Here is an 8120-nt window from a genome sequence, read left to right on the forward strand (position 1 = left end):
GCCTCGCTGCCGCCCGTCTCGATCAGGTGGGTCAATTCACTCGCGGCGTTGTACACATAGCGCTGCCAGCGGCCGTCGAATCCGATCTCGTCGGTGAGCTGGTCGCGCAGGTTGTAGCGGAAGGTGGCCTGCGCGCGGTTCTCGTTATCCAGGGCGATCAGCCGGCCGGCGCGGTCGTAGTGGTAGGCCAGACTGGTCGCACTGGTACCAGTAGGTTTGTCGGTTCTTTTGCGTGCCCTGGATGCTTGCCAGCGGCACAAAGCTGTCGGGTTCGTACGCGAAGTGCGTTATGCCGTCGAAAAAATTAAAAAGTTTACTATGGAAAATTTAGCAAATAGGATGATTAAGGCCGCGGCAGAATCATGGACCTGTGCTGCGGGGAGCTGTTGCATTTCGAATTTGAGAATTCTCATATTTTTTCATTACTGAATGATTAGATATGTAATTTGGAAAATATTCGCAAGTTGATGCGTCCTCCAGTTTTTGGAGGGTGAACAACAAAGTCTCGAAATACATATATGCGCCATATTCTTCATCGTATGAAGCCACACCTTTGTCAAAGAGACCTTTTGCGATGAATGCAGTTATGTTCTTCAGATGAGATTCATATAGCTTGTCGGTAAGAATAAGACATTCCACTCTTCTTCTTCTGAGTGTTTCCAGATCTATTTTTCCTTGCAAGAAACCACGTATGGTTTCGTTATATGAAGTTATTTTTTCAATATCTTCTTGGTTGTTATTTTTGATTTTTTCGGGAAGTTTATTGGATAGAAATTCTTCAGCGAAATCATGTATTATTTCCTGTATTTCTTCGAATTTGATATCTTTAATTTTATATATTTTGCCTATTATTTTCAGGATTTTTATATCTGATCTTTTTGAGTTGGTCATTTTAAAATCTCAATTGCAATCTTTGATGCCGAGTTGTTTTTGCACATGTCCGCATGAAGGACAAGCATGCATAGGTTTCATTTTTTTGTCGTTTCGCCATACCTTGGATAATGCGCCAGAGGACATTTCTTTAAGTTTGGCCCGAGAGGTCGTAGGCGTAGGCCCGCTCCAGTACGGGCTGTGTAGCGATGTTGCCGCTGGCGCGATATCCGGCGCGGTGGTGGATCAGCCGCCCGGCCGGGTCGTACTCGTAGCGGCTGGAGATAGCCCCCTGGCTGCGCTCGACTTCGCGGTGCAGCGCGTCGCGCTCCATGTCGGCGATGACCTCGTGCGCGCCCTCCTGTCCTGGCAGCGCGATGTTGATCTGGTGCAGGTGGCCGGAGCCGTAGAACAGCCAGTTCAGCGTGCGCCCATCGGGCAGCAGCGTCTGTGTGCGGTGGCCAAATGGGTCGTACTGGTGGCGCAAGCTGCGCTGCAGGTCCTGACGGCCGGCCGTTGCTGCGCGGCCTATCCGCGCCGGCAGACCGGGGCCACCCTGGCCGATGAGCGTCTGTGTCTCGCTCAATAGCTGCCCCACCGGGTCGTAGGCGAAGGCCAGGTGGGCGGCGCCATTGTTCGCCTGAGTCAGCCGGCCCGGTGCGTCGTAACAGTAGATAGTCTTTTCGGACTGATCTCCAGGATTTTTAATGACTGTTAAGTCTCTTTTTAATTCTGAAATCAGTTGTGTTTGATGATTTTTTTATTCAGTAAGATTATGTCGCAATGTTTTTTCGAGGAGAAGTTTTGTACGCTGTCTTGCAAATGAATGTGGTCTGATTCATTTAAATCCATTTCATGTGCTGCATTTAAAAAGAATATCCCTAGGGCGCGGAAGGCTTCAGGCGTTGCGTGTAACGTTATTTCGTCGATTTCAATGCTTTCTTGCTGATCTTTTTCGGTTGCAGTTGCGTTAAAAGGAGGTAGTTTAGTCATTGATATTAAAACCTTTATCCTTGAGATACTTCTTTTCCGCTCTCGTCAAATCAGACACGTCTCCTCTTGATCCATGGCTTTGTGATCCGTCTTTATTAATAACTATCTCTTTTTTTCTCGAAGGGCACTGGCAATGGGCATGTGTCTGTTGATTTGTATTTTCGACGTGAGGCGGGTCAATTCGAACCCTTCCTTGGCCGACTTTTTCCCAGCGTCCGGATTTTGCAAGTCCCCACGGGTCTAGCCAAATTAATGCATTGGGAGCATATTGAAATAAATTGGTCCCGCCAGATAAACCAATGGGATCTTGGCTTGTAAACCTGCCTACGGCCGGATCGTAATACCTGAACCGGTTGTAATGCAGCCCGGTTTCCTCATCGAACTGCTGCCCCTGGAACCGGAAGGGTTGCTCAATGGGCGGGAGGATGGATGAACGGGCGCTGGCACCGTTGCTCTGGTCCATTCCCGGTCCATGCCCCATTCGACGCTGGATGAAGCGGTCATTCGTCCCCGTCCTCGCCACGGTCCGCAATGTGGCCTCTCCCCACACCTTGTAATCCGCCGCCCAGGCGATTTGCCCCTGCGCATCCGTTAACTCCAGCGGCGCCCCGATCTGGTCGCACTGATACCAATAAGTCTGGCGGTCATTCTGCGTCCCTTGCACCGTCGCCAACGGCACAAAGCTGGATGGCTCGTACACGAACAGCGCGTCCTTACCCCCACGCTGGCTGTGCACCATCAGATCGCCATCCCACAGGAAGAAGGTGGTGCCAAAGCTGTCGGATTTGGTTACTCGGCGCCCTAGCGCATCGTAGGCATAGTGGGTCGTCTGCGTCACGCCATGGCGTTCGGTGATGGCTTCGACCAATTGATGGTTCGCGTTCCATCGCAGTGTGGTGATGCTGGCGTTGCCACCTTTTTGATTACCCCGCGTGCGCTTCGTCACATTGCCGTGCACGTCGTACTCGAAGTGCAGGTCCTGGTAGAAGCGCAGGCGGTTATCACCCACCACGCCCAGGCCGGCCCTGGCTTCGCTGCTGTGTTGCCGCCCGACCTGCGCCTCGCCGCCATCCAGCAGATTGCCCGCCGGATCGAACGCGAACAGTTCGCGCGGCTGGTGGCTGCCAGCCCCGGGCAGGGCGGCCAGGATGCGGCCCGTGGGGTCGTAGCGGAAGTCCTGGCGCCCGCGCAGCGTGTCGCCGCGCGCCACCAGTTGGCCTGTCAGGTCGTAGGCATAGACCCGCTCCAGCACCGTCCCCGCCCGGCTGTTTTGCACATTGCCGCTGGGGCGGTAACCGGCGCGGTGGTGCACCAGCCGGCCCGCAGGGTCGTACTCGTAGCGGCTGGAGACGGCCCCCTGGCTGCGCTCGACCTCGCGGTGCAAGGAATCGCGTTCCATGTCCGCGATGACCTGGTGCGCGCCTTCCTGTCCGGGCAGCGCGATGTTGATCTGGTGCAGATGGCCGGAGCCATAGAACAGCCAGTTCAGCGTGCGCCCATCGGGCAGCAGGGTCTGCGTGCGGTTGCCCAGCGGGTCGTACTGGTGGCGCAAGCTGCGCTGCATGTCCTGCCGGCCAATGGTTGGGGCGCGGCCCGGTCGCGCTGGCAAGCCAGGACCGCCCTGGCCGATGAGCGTCTGCGTCTCGCTCAATAGCTGCCCCACGGGATCGTAGGCGAAGGCCAGATGGGCCGCGCCATTGTTCGCCTGGATCAGCCGGCCCAGCGCGTCGTAGCGGTAGGTGGTCTCCTCGGGCGGGCCTTCGTGTCCCTGGGCGCGCTTGGCCAGCAGCCGGCCCAGCGCGTCGCGCTCGAAGTGCGTGACCTTGCCCGGCCCGGCCTCGCTGCCGCCCGTCTCGATCAGGTGGGTCAATTCACTCGCGGCGTTGTACACATAGCGCTGCCAGCGGCCGTCGAATCCGATCTCGTCGGTGAGCTGGTCGCGCAGGTTGTAGCGGAAGGTGGCCTGCGCGCGGTTCTCGTTGTCGAGGGCGATCAGGCGGCCCGCGCGGTCGTAGTGGTAGGCAAGGGTGCGGCCGGCGGCGTCGGTGCGGGTCAGGGGACGGCCCGCGCCGTCGTAGGTGTAGCGGGTCATGGCCCCCAGTGGATCGGCATAGGCCAGCAAGTGGCCTTCGCCGTTCCACTCGTATCGGTGGATCGCGGTCACGGGGGCGGCGCCCACGCCCGTGCCGGGCGCTGCCGCCTGCGCGGCCACCGGCTCCACCACGCGCACCAGCCGCCCCGCGCTGTCGTACTGGTAGTAGGTGCTGTGCCCCAGCGCGTCCGTGCGCAGCACCGGCAGGCCCCGCGCCTCGTAGCCGAAGCGTGTCGTGCGGCCCGAGCAATCGGTATAGGCCACCAGATTGCCCGCCTCGTCCCAGCGCAGCACCTTCCTGCCGCCCTGGGCATCGGTCACCTCCACCGGCCGGCCCAGGCCCTCGTACTGGTAGGCCGTGGTCTGCCCGAGCGGATCGGTCATCCGCACCAGATTGCCCTGCGCGTCGTAGGCACGCCGCCACTCGAAGCCCATCGCATCGCGCAGCGTGGTCACCCGGTCCATCGCGTCGTATTGCAGCGCCGTGGACTGCCCCAGCGCATTGACGAGTTGCACCACGTTGCCGCGCGCGTCGTGGCGCAGCGTGGTGCGCCGGCCCAGCGGGTCGATGCTGCCCCGTGGGGTGCCGGTGGCATCGAACGGCGTTGCCTCGCGCAACTCCTCGGGCGTGCCCTCGGCGGTGACGGTGGCCACGATGTTGAAGCGCGCATCCCAGTGGTAGGCCGTCACGCGGCCCAGGCCGTCGGTGTGGCGGGTGATGCGTTCGTGGGGCAGATACGTGAAGCGGTCGTCGTCCTGGCCGGGGATGGGGGCATCGGCGCACCAGGAACGCAGCACGCGGCCCTGCGGGCCTTCCGCGTCGTACTGGGCGAAGTAGCGGTGGCCGCTGGCCTTGCGGTAGCCCACCAGTACGCCCGAGCGCCAGGCGTACTGGCGGTAGGGCTGGGTGCCGTGCTGCGTGGCGACCAACTGGCCCTGCGCGTCGTAGTCGTAGGACGCCAGCAACTGGCTGCCGGTGTGGCCCGGCACCCGCAACTCCACCGTGGACAGGCGCGCGCCGCGCAGGGGATCGTCGGGGGACGGTGCCCCGCTGGCCTGGGTCCAGGTCAGGCGCAACTGCCGCCCGGCCGAATCGGACAGGCCGACGAGGCGCGGTCGTGCGAAGGGGGAGGCGAAGGGCGAAGAGAAACTCCCTGCGCTCGCAGCGCCATCGGCCATGGCCTGTTCGCGGGCCTGCCGTGCGCTCCAGGTCAGCACCTCGCCCGTGCCTGCCTCGGTGTCACCCGCCACCCAGTGCAGCGCCACCGCATTGCCGTTCGCATCCTGCAGCCGGGCCAGGGGCAGGCGCCACTGCTCGGGGGCATGCTGGCGGTAGTGGTGCTCCAGTCCGCCCTTGTGCGCGATGACCCACAGGCCCTCTTCCGGGTGGCGCACGGTGAACTTCTCATACGGGTCGAACCACTCGCCGCCCACGGCGACGTGGGGCAGCGGCACATGGCGGCCCGCCTCGTCCAGCAGCACCATGCCGTCGGCCGACAGGCGCAGCTCCTGCGCCACCGGATGGCTCCAGCCGCGGCCCCAGGGGCCGTCCTCGGCCAGACCCGAGCGGTAGCGCCGCCGCCAGACCAGGGCGAGCTCAGGGGAAGGGCCGGGCAGGGTGAAGTCGGTCTCGTCCATGAGCTTCTGGCCGCTGGACAGGATGACCGGCCCGCCGATGGCGCACAACTCGCACCCGCCCTTGCCGTTGGGGTCCTGGCGGTTGCTGTGTTCCTTGGTCTCGTGCGTGTCGTTCTTGCCCTTGCTCTTGGTGCTGGTCTTGAACTTCTTGCCCGCCAGGGCGGCCAGCAGCGCGAGGCCCCCGTGCAGCAGCCATTTGGCAAACTGCTTGCGCGCCGCCTCCTTCTGCGGCTCGGTCATATGGGAACTCCAAGTGTCCATCATGGCCTTGAGTTCCTGCGCGGCGGCGACGCCCGCCTCGCCCATCGCGAGCGCCCGGTCAGCCACCACGGCGCCCCCCATCACCTGCCCGATCACGGGAATGCCCTGGGCCGCAGATGCCGCCATCGACAGGGCCAGTCCGGTGTAGGTGGACGGGTCCTGCAGCAACTCCATGGCCTGTTCGATCTCCTCCTGGGCGGCGTCCGTGAAGTGAGCCGCGGTCATGCCGCCCAGCACGTCGGTGGTGTTGTGAATCAATTGCTGGGTCTCGGGCGCCAGCTGGCTCAGGATGGAATTGGTGAGGGTGATCACGCCGTTGACCACCATCTCGCCGCCTTCGTGCACCACGGACTTGACGTAGGTGACGTGCTCGTTCACCCGGTCACGGACGTTGGTGAACCAGCCCACGATGGTGCTGGAGGGATCGTGCTGGCCCTGGTCCATCGCGCCGTAGCGGTTGGACATGTCGGTGCCGTGTTCATGGATGGTGCCCAGCGGGATCTGGATGGCCTTGCTGTTGTTGCGGTGCCAGGCGGTGCCCTGCTTGCCGCTGGGCTTGAGCTTGACGTAGGTCCAAGGATCGAACGTCCAGCCGTCGGCCACCTGCGTGATCGCGCCTTCGCCCCCGCTGAATATGTGCGTACCCATGGTGTTTCCCTCCCTTGGCCGTCAGCCGTTTTTTTCGTTCTGGAGAAAGCGCGCGGAATAGGTCGTTGCCACCGCGCGCGTGTCATGTCCGTGCGCCGGGGGACGCTGGTGTGCAGCCGCCCCGGTACCGATGGTGCGTTCCAGTGCCACGGCCGCTGCTGCGGTGGCCTCGTCCAGCGCCCACGACAGGATGGAGTTGGGCGGTCGCGCATCGTGGCGCAGGCGCTGTGCGGCAAGGGCCCAATGCACCGGGCCCGTGGCGGCACCGACCTGGCCGATCACGGCGGCGGGCTCCCAGTCGATGGGGTCCCACCCTGGCCCTATCCGGGCCCGGGTGGGAATCTGTGCCATCGCCCGCCAGGTGGAGCCATCGAAATCCGAGACGGTGTAGCCCACGTTGTCTGCTTGCCAGCGGGCATGGGCCAGGGCAGAGCGCAAGGCGTGTTGCAGCGCCTCGGGCTCCGGGGCCTGCTGGGGAAGTCGATGCGCGGTGGCATTCGTTGCCAGCGCCGGCGGGTGCAGCACCAGCCCGCGCCCGTTGGCGTCCCGCGTGTCCGAGGCGGCTTGCAGCCAGAGGGCAGCGGCGGCTTCGCTGGCGATGCAGCCGTCGGCATGGCGGTCCGTGAGCAACGCACTGCGGGCATGGGCCGCTTGCAGGGTCGCGGTATCGAGCAGGCTGTCCACGGCCATCAGCAGCGCGGTGTCGTAGGAGTCACCGTCGCAAGGGCCGAGGGCCTGCAGTGCGGCAAAACCTGCCGTGTGCCCGCCGCGAACGAAGCGGCACGGCACGGCACCGAGCGTTGCGCTGGCCGCAGGGCCAGCCCAACGCCCGAGTTCGGCCAGGGCCTGCTGCCAAAGATCGGTGCTTTCGCCGTCGCTCATGCGCTCGGGCAAGGCGAGCGCCATGCGGGCGGGAGCGGCCCACTCCGCATCGTGTCCCGGCTGTGCCATCGAAGACACCACGTCGGCCAAGGCGGCACCGAGCAGCCGGGCGAGGCGGGATACGCCCACTGCGCCCGATGTGATCTCCGGGCACGGTGCGGTCGTGATGGCATGCGGGCCGACGCCGGGGTGTGCTGCTTTCCGGAACCGTTTTTGCAGACCCACCCAGGATGCGGCGGACTGCCAGGCGCTGGTCCCGGCCGAGGTGACGGCTCCAGCGTGTGCGATGTGCCAAACGCCTGGTGCGGCGGGTGCGGTCGAAAGTGGTGGCATCTCGATGGATCAGGGAAAGGGGGATTGGGCGCTGGGTGTGCGGGCATGTGCCGCGACGTGCATCACGCCGATCCGCTCCAGTGCGGGCGGCGCGATCACGGCGCGCCACAGCAGCGAGGCGCGCTGCGTTGCGGTGTCCACCAGCAGCGTGTCCCAACGCAGTTCCTGGGGCGGGAGCAGCGTGCCGCCTGCGGTCTCTGCCTGCACGGTCAGTGCCAGTTGCGGCCATGTGAAATACAGCGGACCCTCTTCCGACATGCCGTGCAGGGCCAGGCAATGGCCCGGGCGGGGGCTTTCGCGCAGCTGCAGCGCATCGGGTGCGGCGTTGTGGTGGCGCGGGTCGAAGTCCTCGGGCAGGTCGGGCGCGCGGGTCGATTGCCAGGCGTCGCCGAAGGTGCCCTGC

Annotated in this window: 7 protein-coding genes; all 7 read right to left on the minus strand. The window is 63.5% G+C overall.

The window, feature by feature from the left end; translation table 11 throughout:
• Nucleotides 1-260, minus strand: a 260-nt coding sequence (locus AVKW3434_RS24000) for a hypothetical protein (RefSeq protein WP_284407841.1), incomplete at its 3' end; no start/stop codon positions are given.
• A 100-nt stretch (nt 261-360) separates the two neighbouring features.
• Nucleotides 361-891, minus strand: coding sequence for a hypothetical protein (locus AVKW3434_RS24005; protein ID WP_284407842.1), 531 nt, complete (start codon nt 889-891; stop codon nt 361-363).
• 130 nt (nt 892-1021) lie between these two features.
• Nucleotides 1022-1456, minus strand: coding sequence for a hypothetical protein (locus tag AVKW3434_RS24010; protein ID WP_284407843.1), 435 nt, complete (start codon nt 1454-1456; stop codon nt 1022-1024).
• Nucleotides 1457-1608: 152 nt separating this feature from the next.
• Entirely contained in the window at nt 1609-1863 is a 255-nt protein-coding gene (locus tag AVKW3434_RS24015) for an Imm32 family immunity protein (RefSeq protein ID WP_284407844.1), read from the minus strand.
• Complete coding sequence (locus AVKW3434_RS24020; protein WP_284407845.1) at nt 1856-6502, minus strand: RHS repeat-associated core domain-containing protein; 4647 nt, start codon at nt 6500-6502, stop codon at nt 1856-1858. The genes AVKW3434_RS24015 and AVKW3434_RS24020 overlap by 8 nt, the downstream gene beginning before the upstream one ends.
• A 21-nt stretch (nt 6503-6523) precedes the next feature.
• Nucleotides 6524-7513 (minus strand): hypothetical protein, encoded by a 990-nt coding sequence (locus AVKW3434_RS24025; protein ID WP_284407846.1) that lies wholly within the window; start codon nt 7511-7513, stop codon nt 6524-6526.
• Between the two features lie 213 nt (nt 7514-7726).
• The coding region (locus AVKW3434_RS24030) for a DUF2169 domain-containing protein (RefSeq protein WP_284407847.1) at nt 7727-8120 on the minus strand (394 nt) is incomplete at its 5' end.

The organism is Acidovorax sp. SUPP3434 (genome assembly GCF_030159015.1).
Taxonomy (GTDB): Bacteria; Pseudomonadota; Gammaproteobacteria; order Burkholderiales; family Burkholderiaceae_C; genus Paracidovorax.